Consider the following 20,194-nt stretch of genomic DNA (forward strand, 5'->3'; position numbering starts at 1 on the left):
ATCATGTCCAAGTACGTCAAGCCAACTCCGCTTGCCCAGCCTGTGAACGGCGGTGTGGCCGTAGGAAGCCTTGCGCAAGCCAAACGGCACAAGCGCAGGTTCGACGGGGTGATCACGATCGAGGACCCTAACTGCCGCCCTAACATGCGCCTTCGATTTGCCCGAGACCCAGGGCAGTCGCACTTGGTCCTGCAATTTGAGGACGTCGATACCGACAGCCTTGGCATTCGGGTAGCCACGGCAGAGCAAGTTCGTGAGGCGATCGATTTCGCCCGTCAATTTACGGGTCGCTCCCTGCTCGTGCACTGCTTCCACGGCGTAGGGCGCTCCGCCGGTATCGCGCTGAGCATCCTGGCGGACCGGCTCGGTACCGGCGAGGAGGCTATCGCGCTCGTCCAATTGCTGGCGGTCAGGCCTGAGGTCACCCCCAACCTGGTTGTCGTGAAGCTAGCGGACCAGCTGCTGGGCCGGTCGGGAAATCTGATCGATGCGGTGGCCCGCTGGGAGACCACGGCTCCGGGGCTCAAGGAGGCGCGCAATGCGAGGATGAAATTCGTATGCTCCCGGCCGGAACTATATGCTCGCAGTTGAAGCTAAGGCGTCTGTCTCGGTTGGGCCACAAAAAGGGTAGAGGCAAGGATCGGCTCTGGGACAAATCTGCCGATCAAACTATCTATCCTGCACGGCGGGTTTGGCGAGCAACGGTCATTTCCGGGCGAAGCCGAGGCGCGTCTTTTGGGCACAATGACAGTTGCCTTCCAGACCCCGAACGTGCTGCCGCGAACGAAGAAGGTGATGTGACGTGAAACACACAACGATCTCGATGCTCACGCCGGAATCTGGTCGCTGTCCAGCATACGATTGATTATACCGCACGTATTCGATGCTAATCGCGACTAACGTCGTGACGCACCGCCTCGTGCACGAAGTGCCTGAAGCCCATCTGGCGGAGCTCCTTACTGAAGAGGTCGTGACGACATCGAAGTCTGACTATGTCAGGGCACAGACGTTCTACGCCTTGATGCTTGGGCGTGAAGTCGCCATCAGGCCGACATTGCGGCCATCGACGCAGCGCGCCATCCCACTCGTGCGAACCGCCGCATTCAGGATTAATGGTAATGTATGCCAGTGACGGTAATCGGGCGCACTGTTTCGTGGCAGTTTGAAAGTAACCGATCGACGGGTTTCGGTGTAAGCAGCCTTTCAAGCGTCAAGCGGGGAACGACCCGCCGGGCAGCGATCTCGTCCCCAAGCAGCCGGGCCGCTATAAGGCTGGAAGCGCGTATCAGGGCGCCAGGAATCGGGAGAAGTGGTGGATTCCTTCCAGACCGGTTTCAGCGACGCGCAGATTGATAGCGGACCTTCCGTTCGAATTGCCCACCGAGACGGTTCGCTACTAAAATCAGACGCTCCCGGGGTCTGCGGCAGCGTTCGCAAACGGTGACGAAAACTCGCAAAATGCGTAGTTTCACACCGAGGCAAAAGGTTCGGCGCGAACCCCCACAACGCTGGGAGCGCGCAGAAACATGACCACCCCCTCGCCAACCCCGAGATGCCCTGACACGATATCAGCCCGGACGGATCGCCAGGCATCGAAAATGTCCCGCTGGTAAGATGGCGGAACAGCGAGGTTAGAGACAACCACGTCGAGAAATGGCGTTCTAGCGTCAAGACCCAGATACCGCAGGTGCCAGAAGACATCGGCCGTATAGACCGCATGATCCATTACGGCGCGCGCCTGCTTGGTCCCGCCCGCCCATTTGGCGGTAGGGGCGAAATCGGGAAGCGCGAAAATTTGCTCGATGCGATTCATTGTCATGCGCATCCGGGCGCCCGGATGGGGATGCGATCCGCGAGGCGTCTCACCGATTGTCGCAGAAGATGAGCCATAGAACCGGCGAAACATGCACATAAGCCCGGTAGCAAGACACCAAAGCGTCGCCTCGCTTATCCCGCCGATGCTCTCGGCCATAAGGAGGTGCGTGATCGCCTCATAATCTGCAGCGAACTCAAATGCGTGACGCACGGACGCGCTTCGGTCCTTTAATTCGTGGTCGTCGGCTGGTGCATCCTCAATGCCAGTGTCGTGGCTAAGCAACTCAGTTATGCCCTCCGCTTTTGCGATCTCGCCATGCCGTTGAAGGAGATGCGCTTGCTCGTGGAGGAAAAGCCAGGTCGTCATAAGGCGGATGATCGTGATCTTAGCATCCTCGGGCGTGAGTCCGGCGGGAAGTACATCCTGTCGATCATTGCCGTAGGAGAGCAGATTGAAGATTGGGTCGAACTCGGGCTGTATCAGTACACGTCGACACGTCTCCGGCAGCACGAACGCGTCACGATAGATGTCGATAGCGCTGCCGTAGCTCAGCCTCACTTGGTGTGTCCCGTCATCGATGACGTACGCGCCAGCACGGAATGCCTCGGTCGGTACCCAACTCACCTGGCACTTGATCTCACGATTTTTGTAGTGGCGATCCGAATAGCCCTTCTTCGCAAATTCGACGCACTGTCGAGCCACCTCGAGAATGACAGGCTTATTGAGGAACTGTTCCTCTGCGGCGCGATCAAAGCGAAACGACACGATCCATTCTCCACCGAGCATCTGCTACGGTAATACCTGGAATGGCAGCAGAGTACCAATGCGCGACGATCGGAAAAGAGCTCGGGTTAACATCGAAACGTCGGCTTACAGGATTGTCCTACCGCGTGCTCTATGCAGAACTATGGGAGCTTGCCGTCCGGCAGCTTCTGTCCGATCCAAACGGTCGCACCGCGCTCGGTGAACGGCAACACATGGTCGGCAGCATCTGGAAGGTCGTGAGACAAACTTGCCGTTACTGAGAGTGGCTTGAATGGCAATTCGTCCAGAACCCGCAATTTACTGGTCTTACAACTATCGATTTCCAGACTGAAGAGACGGAGGCCACGAAGCGCTTGCCGAAGGTAATTGGGCAGTTCGCCAAGCCATGGCAGTCAGCGCGCCCTTGCATCCTCGCGGATCAGTGGGTGGCATCTTTTCTATGGCTCCTTAGCTGGCGCAAGCCTATTGCATGCCATAGTGCTGGCTGACGACCGAGGATCGCAAGATTGCTGCTTTTGAAGAATGAGCGCGATACCGGCAATCGCTTACTCTTTATCTTTCTCTATGGGCTGGCGTTCATCGGTAGCTGCGTTGCCTATATTCCCATGTTCAGCCTCGTTCTGCCCGCGATGGTCGAAGCCATGGTATTTGAGCAAAGAGAGGTCTTGCTGACCCAAATGACATTCGCCGGCGCGATCGTGGCGAGTGGGGCCGGAATTTTGTTCGGCATCCTGAGCGATCGTATGTATTGGATGACTGGGTCACGCCGTTTTTTGATCGGATTCGGCCTGATTTTGCTGCTCTTTGCTACGCTCGGTATCGCCTCATCGGACTCATTCGCCCCGTTATTCATCGCGGTGCTGCTATTCCAGGCTGCGCTCAACATGATGCTCGCATCGCTGATGGCGGTGCTGGCGGATGATGTACCGGACCGCCGCAAGGGGATTGTGTCGGGAATTTTTTGCGCGGGAGCACCGTCCGCGAGCATCATTGGTGCGATGGTCAGCCGAAGCGTTCACCATATGCACCAGCCGATCATTTTCTGGTGCATCGCCGCAACGCTCATCATCCCGTTTCTATTCTTCAGGGGGCAGAGGCCCGGCGTTGGAGACGGTCTAGATAAGGAGATTCGTGGCTGGCCCGGTTCCTGGCGGGTTTTGGGTCTGGCATGGGCGGCCAGATTGTCGGTGCAACTCGCGGCCGTTGCTGTGACCACCTATTTCTACTTTTTCCTTTCAGACAGGCTGCAACTGGGAGCGGATCATGTCGGCGACCGGATGTCGAGCATCGCCGCTGTGATGGCCTGGGCAAGCGTTGCCGCAGTGGCCGTGACGTTGCTGGCTAGCTGGATCTCTGACCGGACGGGGCGCCGGAAGCCTATGATCGGCGCTTCCAGCGTCATCATGGCTGCGGGCCTGATGCTCATGGCATTTCAGCCCCGATGGGAGCTTGCGTCGCTGGGCTACGGCCTCTTCATCCTGGGATTTTCGACATTCAATGCATTGCATTGCGCGTTTACGGCGCAGATTCTTCCCTCGCCATCCCATCGGGCGCGTGATCTGGCGCTTTTCAATCTCACCAACACACTTCCGGCTCTTGCAGGCCCGCTGCTTGTCATGACGATCATGGGATCTGATGTGTTTTTCAAGACCCTGTGGAGCGTTTCGGCGCTTCTCTGCCTATTGGGAGGCATAGTCATGCAGTTCGCGCGGGGGCATCGCTGATGCCTTTATGCTGCCTTTTTGCGTAAGAGGCCAAGCCATCCGCTGACGATGAACTCCGTCAACGCCGCGAACAGGGCTTCGACGTGATCGTCGGACCTTGGTTTATCATTCTCAAACGCGATCTGGATGGCTCCAATCGTCATCTTGAAGCCAGCGTCGAAGCGATCGGCGGATAGTCCCGGCATGGCCCGCACCAACTCGTTGCGGATGAGGTTGCCATTGGGGAAAATAAACTCTTCCAGTAGTGTGCGGTCGGATCGGCCCGGGTCATTGGCCTCCCGGACGAGGATGGCAGCAAAATAGCTTCCCCGCTCGCTTTTCAGCAAAATTCGCGGGCCATTGAGAAAGGCTGTCACCAGCCTCCTGATCTGCTCTTCTAGCGACATCGCAGGGTGCACCGCTAGGTCGCGAAGTAGCACATCTGCAGAGATGGCAGGCATCCAATGTTCCCAGATCGCACGGTAGAGCGCCAGTTTCGTGCCATAATGATAGGGGATCGCCCCCAGTTGAGCACCGGCATTCGCCGCGACTGTCCTCAGCGAGACGCCATCATAGCCCAGCGAAGCAAACAGCGGTTCGGCCGCCTCCAGAAGCCGCAATCTGGTTCGATTCTCGGTCTTGCTACGCACCATCCGGTCCCACTTAGCCCGCAAACACAGCAACGTCACGTCCGTATAAGCCCATTAAGCGAGCGCGACCGCCGCCATAGTCTCACGCTATGGAACTCGAAAAAATAATTATTTGTACGGCTGTATCAATTTTTGTAGGCCGGGTAGCAAGTTGTAGATTTGGTTTTTGAACCGGCTGGATAGCCGGGATATACAGAGGGAGAGAATTATGGCGTCGATTTTCCGCACCAGTCTGTTTGCCACCAGCATCTTTGCTCTCGCGGCACCGGGCTATGCCTCCGCGCAAGGGGCGGCGAATGGAAAGGGCGCGTCTCAGGCCTCTGACGAGCTCGGCGCACGCAGCGACATCGTGGTTACGGCCCAACGTCGGCAAGAACGTGTCATCGATGTTCCAATTTCGATCACGGTCGCAAATCAGGCGCAGCTCGAGCGACAGCAAATAAACTCCGTCAACGACCTTAACCGCATTGCGCCGTCTCTCGAAATTCAGTCCGCGCCGGGTCAGAACACTGGTGGTGGCGGCTCGATCCGCGGGATCGGTACCCAGACATTCTCGCCCGGCGCGACGGCTTCTGTTGGCGTCGTGGTCGATCAGGTGAGTCAGGGCAACGCTAACATCTCCGACCTGTTCGATGTCGCCCGGATCGAGGTGCTCAAAGGTCCGCAGGGTACGCTGTTCGGGCTGACGACCTCCGCAGGCGTGATCAACATCACGACGAATGCGCCTGATCCGTCCAAGATGGAGGCGCGCCTCCGTACCGAATTGTCGGATGCCGGGACCGCAGGGTCGAAATTCGGCCAGCAGGTCGTTCAGGGCATGCTGAATGTCCCGGTCAGCTCGGATGCAGCCGTTCGCATTTCCGGCGTAGGAAATTTCCGGCAGGGAACGAACCGCAACCTTGTTACCGGCAAGCTTGACGACATCAATCGCTATGGCGTGCGCGGACGCTTCCTGTGGGAGCCGAGCAGCGATTTTACGATCAATCTGATCGCCGATTATTTCCGCGGCACGACCGAGGGGCGCAGCGACTTCTTCACGTTCACCAAGACCACCGATGACCGGGTCGCCCGTCTGGCAAGCTGCGGTATTACCGTCGGCGAGGGTAACCAGGATTATTGCACGGCCCAGGACCTCCATAGCCGGTCGGAAAATTATGGGGGCTCGCTGCAACTGGAATATGACGCTGGTCCGTTCACGCTGACGTCTATCACCGGCTATCGTCAGGGCCACGATCGCTATAACGGAAATAATATCTTCCGGGTCGATCCGCTCGACCTCCAGATCTTGGCAGGTCCTGACGATGCGCGGATCAAGCTGTTCACGCAGGAATTCCGTGTCAGTTCGCCGGGTGGTCAGACGCTTGAATATACGGTCGGCGCCTTCCTGTCGCATCAACGGTCGGTGCAGGATCAGGGCTATTTCAACATCACGGTCACGCCTGTCCCGGGCGTCGAGATTCCCATCGTGCGCTCGTTGGGTGCGATCAACTACGTCACCGACGAATCAATGGCCGTATTTGGTCAGTTCACGCTGCACGCCACCGATGCCTTGCGCCTGATCGCAGGGGGGCGCTATTCCAGTAACAAGCTCACTCTGGACAATTACGACAAGGCAGTGGGAACGACTCGCCAGGAACGGCTGCTGAGCGACAAAATATCCTATCGCTTCGGTCTCCAATATGATCTGGCGCGCAACACGATGGCCTATGCCACGGCGGTCAGGGGTTTCAAAGGCGGACAGATTTCGATCCCTGCGCTTCCCGCCCAGCCGTTCATTCTTCAGCCGGAAATTCCGCTGAGCTATGAAGTGGGCTTCAAGAGCACATTGTTCGGCGGATGGGTCATGGACCTGAACGCCTTCTATCAGAAGGTCAGAAACTTCCAGGCCCAGCAGTGCGTCAGTGATCCTGATACGCAGGGGCTGTCCTGTTCCAGCACCAACATCGACGGGGTGGTCACCAAGGGCGCAGAAATCAATTTCTTCGGAAATGTCTCAAAGGGACTCACGCTCAACACGGGCTTCATCTATGCCGATGCCAGCTATCCGAAAAATTATGTCGGGACCGACGGCAGCAATATCGGCGGCTCCCAGCTGGCTTATGCGCCCAAATATAAATTCACGCTTTCCGGTGAATATGAAGCGCCGCTCAGTTCAAGGTTGGATGCATTTCTGGGCGCCGACGCGGTCTGGAAATCCCGCCTGCGTTATGAGGCGAACTCCAATGTGGACGCGACGTTCAGGCCGCACTGGATAGCGGGCGGACGCATCGGTGTGCGCACTGCCGACGACCGCTTCTCTGTCGGCATCTTCGCCCGCAACCTCTTCAACGTGCATGAGCCGTCGCTGTATCTGACGGGTGACGGAGAGCAGCAGGCCATCTACGGGCCGCAGTCTTTCCGACAGGTCGGTCTTCAGCTGGATGCGAAATTCTGACGGTCCGGTCGATGCGCATCTGTGCCTTGCCCAGCGCTATATCACGAGGATAGATCATGCTCTTTCGCCATTCTGTTTTGATGGTTGGTCTGGTCGCTCTGGGTCTCACGACCCAGGCGGCAGGTCAGGTACCGGGCAATGCCGATCTGCCCGCCCATCTTCAGCCCACACCCAATGACCGGCTGGAGTCGCCTGTCGTCGAAAATGGGCAAGTGACATTTTCGATTTACGCGCCATCGGCGACTACGGTCATGCTGGATGGCGAAATGCTACCTTTCGGCAAGCGTCAGCCGCTGGAGCGGGGAGCGGACGGTGTCTGGAAGGCCACCCTGCCGTCCGTAGCACCCGGCACCTATCGCTACACCTTCGCCGTGGATGGCGCGCGGGTTGCAGACCCGAGAAACCCTTCGGTGAGCGGCTCGCAGACTTCCGTCGCCAGCCTGCTTCATATCGATGGCGTCGCGGTGGAAGACGTTCGGGACGTTCCCCACGGCAGTATAGCCGCGCGCTGGTATCGGTCGCCTGTATTCCCCACGCCCAGACGCATGCATGTCTACACGCCCCCCGGCTACGCCATGGGTGATCTGAAATCGCTTCCGGTCCTTTACCTGTTTCACGGCGGTGGCGATTCTGACGAAAGCTGGAGCAGCGCGGGACGGGCCGGGTTCATTCTCGACAATCTGATCGCCACGGGTCGGGCAAAGCCGATGATCGTCGTCATGCCGGCCGGCCATGTTCCCGGTTCCGACGGTCTGCCCGCCGTGAATCTGCCCGGCATGACCGGCGATCCTGCGAAAGATCCGTTTGTTCTGGACATGGTCGAGGCGATCATTCCTACGATCGAAGCAAATTATCGCGTCTCGAAACGACGCGAGGATCGGGCAATCGCCGGACTTTCGATGGGCGGTGTTCAATCCGCCAATCTAGGTCTCAGCCGCATCGATCTCTTCAGCCAAGTGGCGATCTTCTCCTCAGGCTGGTTTCCGCCGATGCGCGCCGCGTTCGAGCAACGTTATGGCGGGGAAATCGACCGGAATGGCGAGAGGCTGAAACTGCTATGGGTGAGATGGGGCAAGGATGATCCGCTTGTCCCCGACAATGCCAAGGCGATGGTTGACCTGATGCGCAGGCACAAGCTCAAGCCCGATGTCGAAGTCACCCAAGGCACGCACAATTGGGAAACCTGGCGGCGTTATCTGGCGCAACTGGCGCCCCTTCTCTTCCAATAGGGCATCAGGAAGCGGACCCGATCTTTGTCGGGGCGCAGAGTTCGATAAATGCAAAAGTTGGAGCAGCCGACCCGATGCGATCGGAGAGGCAACGCCACCAACATCCTTAAAAAGGCGGATCGCATGAAAACTGTTGCCGCAGCGGCGCTTTTGCTGCTCATCCTTCCCTCCGCTGCCCATACGCAGGCAGGCCCTCCTCCCGGCTTCAGCATAAAGGATATTCCGGCGCCCGCGCAGCCTGGCGCAATCCCGCTGTACAATGGCGTCGCTCCCGGTTCGGATCCAGCGGCGCAGCCCGAACAGTGGCAGGACATGATGGGCGAAGTGGCGGTTCGCAACGTCACCGTGCCGACCCTCACGCCCTTCCTGCCGCCCAAGGGTAAGGCGACCGGGGCTGCGGTCATCGTGGCTCCGGGCGGCGCTTACCTCATGAGTTCGATGCAGAATGAGGGCTGGCCCATCGCGCGCTGGTTTGCCGCGCATGGCGTTGCCGCATTCGTTCTGAAATATCGGCTCGATCCTACGCCGCGGGATACGGCGGGTTTCATGAATGCGCTGGGCGAAAGGTTCGGAGGGGCCGCCGCGCGGGCGGGGGCAGGGGCGCCGAATATCACGCAGCCCCTTGCGGTTGCTGATGGCAAGGCAGCGATGGAACTGGTGCGTTCACGGGCGGCTGAATGGCATATCGATCCGAAAAGGGTCGGTTTCGTCGGCTTTTCCGCCGGAGCCATGACGGCCATGCAGGTCACACTTGCCAATGATCCGGCCACTCGGCCCGATTTCCTGGGCTATATCTATGGCCCCATGGAGCCGCAGGCCGTTCCGGCCGATGCTCCGCCGATGTTCGCGGCCATCGCCAGCGACGATGGGCTGTTCGGACGATCCGGTTTCGCCGTGGTGCGATCCTGGCAGGAAGCAGGGAAGCCAGTGGAGCTGCATTTCTACGAACGCGGCGGGCACGGCTTTGGCATGGGCAAGGCGGGAACGACCAGCGCGCAATGGCGCGACTCGTTTCTGGACTGGATGACGATGCGTGGACTGCTCAAGGCAAAGCAGTAATGCCTGCCGAGCTGGAAAGACTTGCGTCCGCCTGCGGCTGTAAGGTCAGCAGGCGTGGCGTGATCGCAGGCGCGATGGCGATCGCCTTTTGCGATACGGCTTTGGCCCGTCTGTCCACACCAAAGCCTGCGATCGGAATCCAGCTATTCATGTTCCTGGACGCCGCCAGACGGGATCTGGCGGCGACATTCCAGACGATCGCATCGACCGGCTACCGCGAAGTGGAGCTTCTTGCGGGCATCGGCAGTGTGGAGGAAATCCGCCGGGCGCTGGTGCGAAGCGGTTTGCGCGCCCGCAGCATGCATGTTCCGCCCGCTCCCTTCATTCCCGGCAGTCCCAGCCTGTCCGGCGATCTGGACCGGGTCATCGCTAACGCCCGCGCGCTTGGCGTTGAATTCATCACCTGCTCGGCGCCCTATGTCTCGCCCGACAAGCTTAAGAATGTCCCTCTGTCCAAAATGGAAGAGGTGATGGCGCAATTGACGATGTCGGATTGGGTCGCGCATCGCGATTTCCTGAACGCCATCGCTCGACCAATCCGGCGCGCAGGGCTGCGGCTCGCCTATCACAACCATGCTGCCGAGTTCGCTGGACCTGCCGGGAAGCGGGGCATGGACATTTTGCTGGAGGGAACATCGTCCGCCGGCGTCAGCCTGGAGCTGGATTGCGGATGGGCGCTGGCGGCGGGCGTCGATCCTGTCGAAATGCTGGGGCGCTATGGCAACCGCATCGTCATGCTCCATTTAAAAGACGTCGCAGCATCGCCTGGATCGGACGCCGGGCGAATCAGCCTGGGTCAGGGCGTGGGCGACTGGCGAGCGATCCTGACGGCGGCAGGCAATGTTGGGGTGCGGGCCGCTTTCGTCGAACGCGAACAACCGATCCATGATGTGGCCGACGCCGCACGCATCGACCTTGAATATCTGCAAAAGCTGGGAATATCCTGATATGAACAAGACCGCTTTGTTGCTGGCGACAGCGATTGCCCTTTCTCCTTCCGCTTCCTGGGGCAAGGAGGAGTCCGCCGATGCGCGGGCGCGCAATACCGAAGCAGCGATGACGGCTGCGGAGCGCGAAAATCTGTTGCATGGGATTATGGCGCTGCCGGTGATTCCCGGAACCATCATTCCGCCAGACGCAGTGATTGGCGCGGGCTATGTTGAAGGGGTGTCGCGTCTGGGCGTTCCTTCCCTCAAGGAGAGCGACGCGAGCCTGGGCGTCGCCTGGGTCAGCGGGATGCGCAAAGATGGAGCGACCGCCCTTCCTTCGGCAACCGCCATGGGTGCGGGCTTCGACCCCGCGCTGGTTCGCGACGCGAGCGCCATGATCGCCGCCGAGGCGCGTGCCAAGGGTTTCAACATTCTTCTGGCGGGCGGCATCAATCTGATGCGTGATCCGCGCAATGGCCGCACTTTCGAATATTTCGCCGAAGATCCGCTGCTTTCGGGCATATTGGGCGCAGCTGCGGTCGAAGGCGTCCAGTCGCAACGCGTCATCGCCACGGTCAAGCATTTCGCCCTGAATGCGCAGGAAACCGGCCGTCAGGTGATCGATGTCAAGATCGGTGAGGCAGCAGCGCGTGAGAGCGACCTGCTGGCGTTCGAACTGGCGATAGAGAAGGGCAAGCCCGGCTCCGTCATGTGCGCCTATAACAAGGTCCGTGGCCGCCATGCGTGCGACAGCGAATATCTGCTGTCGGATGTGCTGAAGCGCGACTGGCGCTACCCCGGTTTCGTCATGTCCGACTGGGGCGCCGTGCCCGGCGTGTCGGCCATGGCTGCCGGACTGGATCAGCAATCGGGTTCCCAGACCGACAAGCAGGTCTGGTTCGGAAAGCCGCTGATTGATGCGGCGTCTGCCGATCCTGCACTTCAGGCGCGGATCAGCGACGCCAATCGCCGCATCCTCCGTTCGATCTATGCTGTGGGTCTGGATCAGCCCGCCCCGGCGGTGAAGATCGATCAGGCGGCCAACAATGCACTGGCGCAGCGCGTGGCGGAACGGGGTATCGTGTTGCTGCGGAACGAGCGCAACGCCCTGCCACTGGCGGCGAAAGCCAAAACGATCGCCGTTATCGGCGGCTATGCGGACATGGGCGTGATGTCCGGTGGCGGTTCGTCACAGGTGCATGGCGTCGATGGCCCGGCCGCGACGATCCCGATGGGGGGAGAAGGGCCGTTCGCATTCCTGCATTCGATCAATCTCCATCGCTCGCCGCCGCTCGCCGCGATCAGGAAGCGGGCCGCTGGCGCCAAGATCCTGTACGATGACGGCCATTATATTGCCGAAGCGGCGCGCACGGCGGCAAAGGCGGATGTCGTCATCCTTTTCGCCAGCCAGTGGATGATGGAGGGGTATGACGTGCCCGATCTGTCGCTGCCCGACAATCAGGATGCGCTGATCGCGGCGGTCGCCGCCGCCAACCCCAATACCGTCGTCGTGCTGGAAACCGGCGGACCTGTTCTGATGCCCTGGCTGGACAAGACCGCGGCCGTGATCGAAGCTTGGTATCCCGGCGCGCAGGGCGGGGAGGCGATTGCCCGTGTCCTGTTCGGGGAGGTCAATCCTTCGGGCAAGCTGCCGATCAGCTTCCCGGCATCGGTGGAACAGCTGCCCCGCCCTGCGATCCCAGGGTGGGACGAGCTGGACAAAAGCTTCGAGGGGACCGGGAATGAGGCCAAGAAGGTCACCGTCGATTACGACATCGAAGGCGCCGACATTGGCTATCGCTGGTACGCCCGTAAGAATATCAAGCCGCTGTTCCCCTTCGGCTATGGCCTGAGCTATACCAGCTTCGCCTACGAAAAGATCAGCTTGCGGGGCGGAAATCTTCCCTCCGCTCAGGTGACCGTTCGCAACAGCGGCGCGGTGGCGGGCGACGAGGTCGTGGCGCTCTATGCCGTGGCCGGACCGAACGATCCCGGACAGCGGCTGGTCGGTTTCACGCGCGTTTCGCTCAAGCCCGGCGAAACCAAGCGAATCGATGTCGCCATCGAACCGAAACTATTGGCGCGGTGGGATGAAGCCGGTCATCGCTGGCAGATCGCAGCGGGGCGCTACGAACTGGCTACTGGCCCGTCCTCGGACAAGCTGACGGCAAAGGCGTCCCTGACCCTGAATGCAAGGACGATTGCGCAATGACATCCGGCAAGTCGACCCGGGCCAGTCGAATGGCTTCGATCTTCAGGCGTCATGCCATGATCAGCTGCGCTTTTGTCGGCCTTGCCGCAGGGCCGGCTCTGGCTCAGCTCGATGGTCCGCCCGTAACGCCCAACCCCGCCCTGATCGCATCGACCAAAGTCGATACGAAGGCGATCGATGGGCCGTGGCGCGACAGGAGCCTGTCGCCTGAACGCAGGGCGGATCTCATTCTGGCGCAGATGACGCTGGATGAGAAACTGATCATGCTGCGCGGTTTTTCGGGCGGCTTCATCGGTGGTCGGTCAAAGGACCCGCTGATCGGCCCGATGCAGCGGCTGACGGGGAATTATGTGCCCGGCGTGCCGCGGCTGGGTATTCCGGCCCTTCACGCCAGCGATGCGATTCTGGGCGTCAGCAACGGCATCAACGGCGTGGCGGTACGTCCAGGTGACGAGGCGACGGCCTTCCCCTCCGCTATGGCGATGACCGCTACGTTCGAACCTGCACTCGTTGAAGCGGAGGGCAAGGCGGTAGCGGAGGAATTCCGTGCGCGGGGGATGAACATGGTTTTGGGTCCTGGCCTCAACCTCGCCCGCGATGCCAGAGGCGGTCGAAATTTCGAATATCTCGGCGGCGAAGACCCGCTGCTTGCCGGAATCCTTGCTGCCTATTCGGTCAAGGGCGTGCAAAGCACTGGCGTTATGGCGAATCTGAAACATTATGTCCTGCACGATCAGACGGCTGATTCGGGCAAGGTCGACGCAGTGCTTGGCGATGCGGCCCTGCGAGAAAGCGACCTTCTCGCCGTCGAGATTGCGGTCAAGATAGGCAAGCCGGTTTCGGTGATGTGCGCCTATCATTTCACAAATGGGTCACGTTCATGCCAGCATGACTATCTCAATAACAAGGTTCTGAAGGGGGAGTGGGGCTGGAAGGGGTTCATCCTCTCCGATTTCGGGGCCGTGCATGACACTTTAGGCGCCGTGCTGGGCGGGCTGGATCAGGAATCGGCCTGGGCGTTCGACAGGACCATGCCGCATTATGCTCCGCAGGTTCTGAAGGCCGGTCTTGCCAGCGGGCAGATTCCTCAATCCCGCATCGATGACATGGTTCGCCGCATATTGTGGGCCATGCTGTCGACCGGCGTGTATGACAATCCGCCGGAACCGGGCAAGATCGCAGCGATCGATCAGCCGGGGCATGTCGCGCTGGCGCGTAAGATCGCGACCCGCGCCATCGTTTTGCTCAAGAATGAGGGCGATCTGTTGCCTCTGGCCAAAAGCGCGCGCTCGATCGCGGTCATAGGCGGACGGGCCGATCTGGGGGTGCTGACGGGGGGCGGCAGTTCGGCCGTCATTCCTTATGGCGGGATACTGAAGCCCGACGGCGGCGGTCCGTTCGATAACAGCCCGCCGGCCAACAGCGATGCGAACGGTCAACCGATTTTGCCGGGCGGCAATTTTGGCGGAAAGGGTCTGTATATTCCCTCTTCTCCGCTCAAGGCCATCGCTGCGCGGGCGCAGTCCGCGAAAGTCCGGTTCGATCCGGGCGTAGATACAAAGGCAGCGGCCGAACTCGCGAAGGACGCGGAAATTGCTGTCGTCTTCGTTAATCAGGTGAATGCGGAAGGCAGCGATCCCGAAACGATTTCGCTTCCCGGCGATCAGGATCGGCTTGTGGAAGCGGTTGCAGCGGCTAACCGACACACGATCGTTGTGATACAGAGCGGCAATCCCATTGCCATGCCGTGGGTCGACAAGGTGCCTGCCATACTCGCCGCATGGTACCCGGGCCAGCAGGGCGGCGAAGCGATTGCCGACATCCTCTTTGGCGACGTGAATCCAAGCGGACGCCTGCCGGTCACTTTCCCCCGTAGCGACGCCCAGCAGCCCCGGCCCCATTGGCCCAAGGCGCAAGTTTCGTATGAAACTCCCGTCCCGGCGCCTGTGCCGGGCGCGCCGAAGCAACTGACCGAAGACCAGCTAGCAAAGAGGCTGGTTTCGGATGATGGGAAGGGTCTGGCCCCTGCTCAAACCGATAAGCCGACCATTGCGATCGATTATAATATCGAAGGCTCCGACGTCGGGTACAGGTGGTATGCTCGTAAGAAGCTGGACCCGCTCTTCGCGTTCGGACATGGTCTTGGCTACACGCGGTTCGTCTATTCCAATCTGCGACTCTCAACCGCCAGCGACGGGAGCGTCACTGCCCGGTTCGTGGTCAGGAACGTCGGCAAGCGCAGTGGCGCGGACGTTCCGCAGATATATGTCGCCAGACGTGACGGTAACGGTGCGTTGCGACTTGCCGGGTGGACGAAGATCGATCTCGACGCCGGTAAAAGCAGGGCGATCGAGTTGAAGCTGGAGCCGAAAATCCTCGCCGACTTCGACGAAAGCGCGCATCGCTTTATCATAAAGGAGGGCAGCTATGACCTTCGGGTTTCAAATTCTGCAGCCCAACCACAATTGGTCGATAGTTTTCGGACAGCACAGAAACAGTTAGATATCGATTGACGCTGCTCGGAACTAAAACTGTTTATCAGGTCTAATCGATTGTGATCTATCGATCGGATCGTTCTTTGAAACTGATATCAAAGTCAAAAAATTAGATTCGAAGTGCTATAAATCGGATGGCCTGCAATTGAAGATTCAAATTAGTTCAGTGAACGTCTTAAAAGGGTCGGCGGCCGTCCGCCCAATTTTCCATTGCTAGATCGGCCGCTTTTCTCTCGATTAATTAACAGCTTCCGGAAAACAAAAATGAGCTAGCGAACGGGGAGAAGTTGCGCCCGTAGCAGCCTGTCGCGAGTGAAACCCGCGAGTGACCGGTTTAGCGTGAGCCGGCATTCCCGAAGCTACCCTGGAACGACGTAAGCTGGTCGGCTACTGCTTGGCTGGTTGATGGTATTGGGGCGCGTTGCCGACCGGCAGGATGCTTTCCGCCTCACGGCACCGCAGTGTCTGGATCAACCGCTGGACGTCAGACGCCGGACGGCTAAACTGTGACTATGCCGACAGAAACGGATCTACACCTCAGAAGCTGGCTTGACGGGAATCAGCGCGATCGAGAACAAATGTGCCGGGCATTGCTAGCTCTCGATCCACACTACACCGACGTCCGTCCTCGCCACCCGTCGGGTGGACCTGACGGCGGTCGGGATATGAAGGCGATTTACGATGGGGACAGACAAGTGTTCGGGGCAGTCGGCTTCGTCAATGGTGCGAACGACTCCGATGAACAGAAGCGACAGGTGGCGAAGCTCCGGACATGCCGGATATAGTCCTTCTGCGTGTGCGCCCCGAAGCCACGCATCGTCATGTCCTGCAACATCCGCTCACGGTGCGAATGGGTCGGGGCAGCAGTCGTGATAGCATCCATGGTAAGTTCCTCTCCGTTGAAGGAACTCCACCGTCGGCAGGCGACGCCGCCCCGCCGAAAGCCTCACAAATACTACTATACGTCACCCCAAGCGACCCTCCCGCGGAGCGGGTTCGCGCAATGGTCGAAAGTCGCTGGAAGCGAGTGCCGGATCGTGGGACAAACCCGCCATTCCCGCCCGGTTCGTCAAATGCCGGCTTCCGACACGAGCCGACATTCGCGCGGTTGGGGGGGGGTAAGATCGGCTTTCAGCGAGCTTCAGCCCACTCGCTGTCGGTGGAAGGACGCAATCCCGGCCATCCACTTGCCGCCTTCCACTGCCCGCAGCGTGCCGCTAGTTCATGTGAGCGGACCGGCCGCTTGGCGAGCCCGGACAGCCGCCAGTGGATTCATGCTTTAGGGGGAAACGCCGCATGACAACTGCAGTGCGCGCCGCAGGGTCAACGGAGCGCCCCCAACTCGCGGTGGGCAGGAAACTCTTCCAGTGCCGCGTCGATCAGGCTTTCGCGAGTAACGTTGCCCCCGCCGCCGCCCTGCGACAGCAGGCGTAAAGCCGAGAACCACTGCGACCGTCCGGTCCCGCCCAGCGTGAGGTTGGCCACCTCGCCGCCCGCACGCAGCCAAATCTGTTGGTCCGTCGGGCCTGCCGGGAAGAGGTCCGACAAGATCTGCTCGAGCGAGCGGTCCCGCACTGCGAAGTGGGGCGTGAGGGACTTAGTCCCGCCGAGGGCAAGGGCGAGGGGGAAGTTCTCCTCGAGTTCGGACGCTTTGAAGATCGGATGCTGCCTGCCGGGCACGGCCTGCCTGACCGCCTCGGACACGTAGTTGAACAGGTCGAACACCCGGATCGTGCCGTCGCCTGCGGTGGCCGCAGCGCCCTTAAGGCCGGCGAGCATAGCGGTCGTGAAGACGCTGTTGCGCTCCCCCCTGAGGACGCGTGACACTTCGGTCGCACGCGACGAGGCGAAGATCACCCGGCCAGTCCCGCTCGCCAGCTGCTGCAGCGATTTTTCGTCGAAGCCCACGTCCAGCCCGTCGTCATCCACCTCGTCAAGGTCGGACTTGAGCGTAGCTGCGCCGGCCGCGTGGCACGCGTCGATGATGACGAGGACGCGCGGTGCCTTGATCGCTCCGATCGCGGCAGAAAGCTCGGCTTCGCCGAGCGTAGTGCCCGCGAGGTCGCTCCGTTTGCAGTCGTAGGGGACGAGCGCGCTCGTCGCCGCCCCGCCCGATCCGACGCGCGTGCCGTGGCCGGAGAAGAATATCGCGACGGTGCTGTCGGCCGTCGAATTCGCGGCGAGGTCAGCGAGCGCGTTTCGGATGCCCACGAGCGTCGCTTGGCCATCGGTGAGGACCGTCACGTTCGCATCGGGGTAACCGCAGTACGACGGCGACTTCAGCGCATCGGCGGTGTCGCGCGCATCGTTAAGGACGGCCTCGGGCAGGCGCCGGACTTCCTTATAGTCAGCGACGCCGATTACGAGCGCCCGGCCTTGGTTGAACTGCATGCTCGTCTCCATAATCAGCGCGTTCCCGTTTAAGCGCGGAACAGGGCGTCGCCAGCCAGCATGCTGAGGTTGGTGTTCTGGGGGTAGTCGACCCGCATCTCGCTAATCAGCTTCCAGATACGCGGCGGCCGGCCGTTCTGGATATCGCGCAGCGCGCTGTGCCACCGCTCCTTACCCGTCCCGTGGTGGCGCAGGTCGGAGTCCCGCCCGCCGGCGCGCGACCAGAGCGCCTCTTGGTCTGGCCCCTTCGGGTAGAGCTCGGCGGCAAGTCCCACCAGCGATTCCCACTTTTCGGCGCTGCTGACGGACGAGAGGCCAAGGAACATCCTATCCCAGAAACCGATGAGGTCGAGGCATTGGCGCAGTGCCGGCGCGAGATCGCTGCGGCCGCCGCGATAGAGGGCAACTAAATCGGAGACGATGTCGCGCCGCCGCCGCGCCGCGAGCGTGCGCCCGATGAGCTCGGCGTCGTCCGAGGGAAGCAGGCGCGTCGACCGGACGGCGGTCAGTATCCACGTGCGGAACCAGTTGGCGTCGAGGCCGCCCAGCGCGTCGATGAGGCGGAGGCCCTCGGCGATCCCGCGCGCGGTCACCCGGTCGAGGAGCTGGCCGAATCTCGCATCGACCAAGATCCGGTCAGTCAGCGGGGCTTCGAGCGCAGCCTCCTTCGCGGCGGTGCCGAGCCGCGCGAACCAAGCGTCGACGGTGGCGGCGAGCAGGCGGTCGCGGATGGTGGCGGGTAACTTCGCCCAAAGTTCGCTCCTGCGGGGAAGCGACGTGACGTCCGCAAGCGGTGTGGTCGATAGCCGGTCGAGGAGCTCGGTCGGCGGGTGGGCGCCGTCAATCTGCTCGGTGAGGAGCTGGTCAAAAGCCTTGCGCGGTTCGGCCGGCCCGTCCCACGCGGCAGGGTCCTCCCTCAGCGCCGCTGCCCAGATGCGGCGGTTGGCCACAGTAGACATGTCCCGCCGCGCCAAGAGCTTCGGGTCCTTAGCCACGGCCTCGCCGGCGATCGTCAGCACCCGATCGTCGGGGACGTCGACGAAGACGTCTAGAAGCTCGTCGGGCTTCACGCGGCGCAGCGCGAGCCGCATCGCGGCGGGATCGGCGCCCTTCTCGGCGGCGCTCTGGGCCCGCGCTGCGTCCGCCGGTTTCATGCTGCCGCTGGCCGTGACCGCGTGTAACCGGGGCAGCCCAGACCGCGCGGCGGCCTCAATGATCGGCTTCGCGGTAGCGGGGTCGAGTTCGGTCGGGGCGGCGGCGACGACGGCGTCAAGCGCCTTGCGGTCCGCGGCGGCCAAGGCGACGAGCGGCGACGACGTCCTGAAGTCGGCCTTGGCCCAGCGCCAGAACGCGGCGGCGAACGCCCCCCCGGGAGCCGTCGACGAGCGTTCCAGTCCGCGACGGGCAGCGGCGCGCCACTGCGCGACCGCTTCGGTGCCGACGAGCGCGTCGGTGACGATGGTCACCGCCTCGGAGTCGTATGGGGCGGGATGGCCGCTACCTACCAGCCAGTCCTCGAGCCCCTGCCACAGGGCACCGCTGGTCGCGAAGCCGGGGAGCGCGAGGTTGCGCAGCGTCAGGATCTCGGAAGGCGTCGCGTCGGGGAGCGCGCGCGAGAGGCGTCCGATGATGGCCTCCTTCTCCGCCGCGCCGCGCGACGGATCCGGCGAGAGCCGCTCGACGAGCCTAGCAGCCGAGACGAGCCGCGCGACGGTGTCAGGGCTGGCCGTCACCATTGCGTGCGCCTGCTCGAGGAGCTGCAGGTCTTGGAAGCCCTCGAGGTCGGCGCCGATCCGCTCGCCGAACGCGTGGAGATCATTGCCGTCGGGTGAGCCGTCGATCATGCCTGCGGCCTTGAGCCCGCCTGCCACGTTGCGGCCGACGATTCGCTGGTCCTGCCAACGGCCGATGAGCGAGGCCGGGGTGCAGACGATCGTCGGTCCGGGCTTCTCCACGACGTCTTTTGGGCTGAAGCTCAACCGGAAGTAGAGCTTGCCACGCAGCGTCGGCCAGAGCCGTCCCCACAGCGCGACGATGAGCTCCTCGAATCCGACGGATCCGATCCGAACTACCGGGCCGTTCCCGCGAGCGACTAGCGCCTGCGCGGCGTCGGCCAGGTCGGGCGAGGCGGGCGGCATGCCCTGGCTGGGCAAGATGTCGAGCGGCTCGACGGCGTCGGGCGCAGCAGCGGCCGACGTAATGAAGTGCGCGAGGAGTGGGCGCAGGTCTTTCATGCCGACGATCTCGGCTAGGTCGCAGATGAAAGCGTGTGAGATTACCATGCCCGACCTGCCTACCGTCGGGTCGCTAAACGTCCTCGCGAGGACATATTTGTCGCGCGAGGGAAACCCAGATGTGACTGGCGACCAGTTAGCGCCCAGCGGCTCGGTGTCCGGTAGGTCGAGCCGCTGGGCGAGGTCGGCCGCAAGCCTGAGGTCACCGCTTGCGCATCTGAGCCCATGCCCGTTCCGGACGGTGCCGTAAATCGCTTGGTCTACGCGCATCGCGCTC

At 61.4% G+C, this 20,194-nt stretch carries 12 protein-coding genes; 8 read left to right on the forward strand and 4 right to left on the reverse strand.

The window, feature by feature from the left end; genetic code table 11:
* Window positions 1–3 precede the first annotated feature (3 nt).
* Window positions 4–591 carry a tyrosine phosphatase family protein gene (locus ASE85_RS16530; RefSeq protein ID WP_056690791.1) on the forward strand — a complete coding sequence of 196 codons (588 nt, stop codon included), beginning with the start codon at window positions 4–6 and terminating at the stop codon, window positions 589–591.
* An 877-nt stretch (window positions 592–1,468) separates the two neighbouring features.
* Here ASE85_RS16530 and ASE85_RS16540 read toward each other — a convergent pair.
* Window positions 1,469–2,581: a hypothetical protein gene (locus tag ASE85_RS16540; RefSeq protein WP_156358391.1), complete on the reverse strand. Its 1,113-nt coding sequence runs from the start codon at window positions 2,579–2,581 to the stop codon at window positions 1,469–1,471.
* Window positions 2,582–3,087: 506 nt separating this feature from the next.
* On the opposite strand from ASE85_RS16540, the gene ASE85_RS16545 reads away from it, so the two are divergent.
* Complete coding sequence (locus ASE85_RS16545) at window positions 3,088–4,305, forward strand: MFS transporter (protein WP_056690804.1); 1,218 nt, start codon at window positions 3,088–3,090, stop codon at window positions 4,303–4,305.
* A gap of 5 nt (window positions 4,306–4,310) precedes the next feature.
* On the opposite strand, the gene ASE85_RS16550 is transcribed toward ASE85_RS16545, so the two are convergent.
* Complete coding sequence (locus ASE85_RS16550) at window positions 4,311–4,937, reverse strand: TetR/AcrR family transcriptional regulator (protein ID WP_056690805.1); 627 nt, start codon at window positions 4,935–4,937, stop codon at window positions 4,311–4,313.
* Between the two features lie 205 nt (window positions 4,938–5,142).
* Here ASE85_RS16550 and ASE85_RS16555 point away from each other — a divergent pair, with 205 nt between their 5' ends.
* The 6 genes from ASE85_RS16555 to ASE85_RS16580 all read left to right on the forward strand — a co-directional run bounded on the left by ASE85_RS16555 (window position 5,143) and on the right by ASE85_RS16580 (window position 15,310).
* A complete protein-coding gene (locus ASE85_RS16555) occupies window positions 5,143–7,368 on the forward strand; it encodes a TonB-dependent receptor (RefSeq protein ID WP_056690806.1) in 2,226 nt (741 codons plus the stop codon).
* An 80-nt stretch (window positions 7,369–7,448) separates the two neighbouring features.
* Complete coding sequence (locus tag ASE85_RS16560; RefSeq protein ID WP_056690808.1) at window positions 7,449–8,597, forward strand: alpha/beta hydrolase; 1,149 nt, start codon at window positions 7,449–7,451, stop codon at window positions 8,595–8,597.
* Window positions 8,598–8,720: 123 nt separating this feature from the next.
* Complete coding sequence (locus tag ASE85_RS16565; protein ID WP_056690814.1) at window positions 8,721–9,656, forward strand: alpha/beta hydrolase; 936 nt, start codon at window positions 8,721–8,723, stop codon at window positions 9,654–9,656.
* The gene (locus ASE85_RS16570; protein WP_056690816.1) at window positions 9,656–10,603 is read left to right on the forward strand and encodes a sugar phosphate isomerase/epimerase family protein; all 948 of its coding nucleotides are present in this window, start codon (window positions 9,656–9,658) and stop codon (window positions 10,601–10,603) included. Before ASE85_RS16565 ends, ASE85_RS16570 begins: the two co-directional genes overlap by 1 nt.
* 1 nt (window position 10,604) lies before the next feature.
* Window positions 10,605–12,797, forward strand: a complete 2,193-nt coding sequence (locus tag ASE85_RS16575) for a beta-glucosidase (protein ID WP_056690818.1) — start codon at window positions 10,605–10,607, stop codon at window positions 12,795–12,797.
* On the forward strand, window positions 12,794–15,310 hold the full coding sequence (locus ASE85_RS16580; protein ID WP_082462868.1) for a beta-glucosidase family protein: 2,517 nt from the start codon (window positions 12,794–12,796) through the stop codon (window positions 15,308–15,310). The genes ASE85_RS16575 and ASE85_RS16580 overlap by 4 nt, the downstream gene beginning before the upstream one ends.
* Before the next feature lie 1,305 nt (window positions 15,311–16,615).
* On the opposite strand, the gene ASE85_RS16585 is transcribed toward ASE85_RS16580, so the two are convergent.
* The gene (locus tag ASE85_RS16585) at window positions 16,616–17,683 is read right to left on the reverse strand and encodes a caspase family protein (RefSeq protein WP_056691289.1); all 1,068 of its coding nucleotides are present in this window, start codon (window positions 17,681–17,683) and stop codon (window positions 16,616–16,618) included.
* Window positions 17,684–17,712: 29 nt separating this feature from the next.
* Window positions 17,713–20,187 (reverse strand): GAP1-N1 domain-containing protein, encoded by a 2,475-nt coding sequence (locus ASE85_RS16590; protein ID WP_056690820.1) that lies wholly within the window; start codon window positions 20,185–20,187, stop codon window positions 17,713–17,715.
* Window positions 20,188–20,194 lie beyond the last annotated feature (7 nt).

Source organism: Sphingobium sp. Leaf26, from assembly GCF_001421665.1.
GTDB lineage: Bacteria > Pseudomonadota > Alphaproteobacteria > Sphingomonadales > Sphingomonadaceae > Sphingobium.

Bases quoted from the DNA above. Each gene is read 5' to 3' on its own strand.
- ASE85_RS16530 (WP_056690791.1), top strand. From the start codon at position 4: ATGTCCAAGTACGTCAAGCCAACTCCGCTTGCCCAGCCTGTGAACGGC.
- ASE85_RS16550 (WP_056690805.1), bottom strand. From the start codon at position 4,937: ATGGTGCGTAGCAAGACCGAGAATCGAACCAGATTGCGGCTTCTGGAG.
- ASE85_RS16555 (WP_056690806.1), top strand. From the start codon at position 5,143: ATGGCGTCGATTTTCCGCACCAGTCTGTTTGCCACCAGCATCTTTGCT.
- ASE85_RS16560 (WP_056690808.1), top strand. From the start codon at position 7,449: ATGGTTGGTCTGGTCGCTCTGGGTCTCACGACCCAGGCGGCAGGTCAG.
- ASE85_RS16565 (WP_056690814.1), top strand. From the start codon at position 8,721: ATGAAAACTGTTGCCGCAGCGGCGCTTTTGCTGCTCATCCTTCCCTCC.
- ASE85_RS16570 (WP_056690816.1), top strand. From the start codon at position 9,656: ATGCCTGCCGAGCTGGAAAGACTTGCGTCCGCCTGCGGCTGTAAGGTC.
- ASE85_RS16575 (WP_056690818.1), top strand. From the start codon at position 10,605: ATGAACAAGACCGCTTTGTTGCTGGCGACAGCGATTGCCCTTTCTCCT.
- ASE85_RS16580 (WP_082462868.1), top strand. From the start codon at position 12,794: ATGACATCCGGCAAGTCGACCCGGGCCAGTCGAATGGCTTCGATCTTC.
- ASE85_RS16585 (WP_056691289.1), bottom strand. From the start codon at position 17,683: ATGCAGTTCAACCAAGGCCGGGCGCTCGTAATCGGCGTCGCTGACTAT.
- ASE85_RS16590 (WP_056690820.1), bottom strand. From the start codon at position 20,187: ATGCGCGTAGACCAAGCGATTTACGGCACCGTCCGGAACGGGCATGGG.